This is a genomic window from Vibrio gelatinilyticus (assembly GCF_022836845.1).
In the GTDB taxonomy this organism is placed as follows: domain Bacteria; phylum Pseudomonadota; class Gammaproteobacteria; order Enterobacterales; family Vibrionaceae; genus Vibrio; species Vibrio gelatinilyticus.
In genome coordinates, this window is sequence record NZ_JAJNNZ010000054.1 from 1 (window position 1) to 514 (window position 514).

1 protein-coding gene is annotated in these 514 nt (G+C 53.7%); it reads right to left on the reverse strand.

Annotated elements, in window-relative coordinates; genetic code table 11:
* Positions 1-514 (reverse strand): Ig-like domain-containing protein (locus LNL84_RS19650; protein ID WP_244359561.1); only part of this gene is annotated, 514 nt, incomplete at both ends.

Sequence of the window (514 nt, forward strand, 5' to 3'; positions counted from 1 at the left end):
ATACTAACTTCTCGTCTTTACTCAGGCTGTCGTAGGACGAGGCATCAAATGTATAACTGCCATCGGCATTGAACGTTAGGCCCTCTGCGGTGGATTCGGTGCTAAACACCAATTCAGCATCGTCACCTAAGTCGACATCCGAAGCACTCACTACGCCCGTAATCACCGTGTCTTCGGTAACGCTGTCGGTTTTCGCCTCTGCGACTGGCGCGTCATTAGTGCCCGTCACGGTAATGGTCAGCGTGGTGTGCGCCATCGCGTCGTGCTCGTCGGTGACGGTCACGGGGATCTCTAATACTAACTTCTCGCCTTTGCCCAGGCTGTCGTACGAAGAGGCATCAAATGTATAACTGCCATCGGCATTGAACGTTAGGCCTTCTGCGTTGGAGTCGGTGCTAAAGCTAAGCTCGGCATCGTCGCCTAAATCCACATCCGAAGCACTCATTACGCCCGTAATGACGGTGTCTTCGGTAACGCTGTCGGTTTTCGCCTCTGCGACTGGCGCGTCATTAGT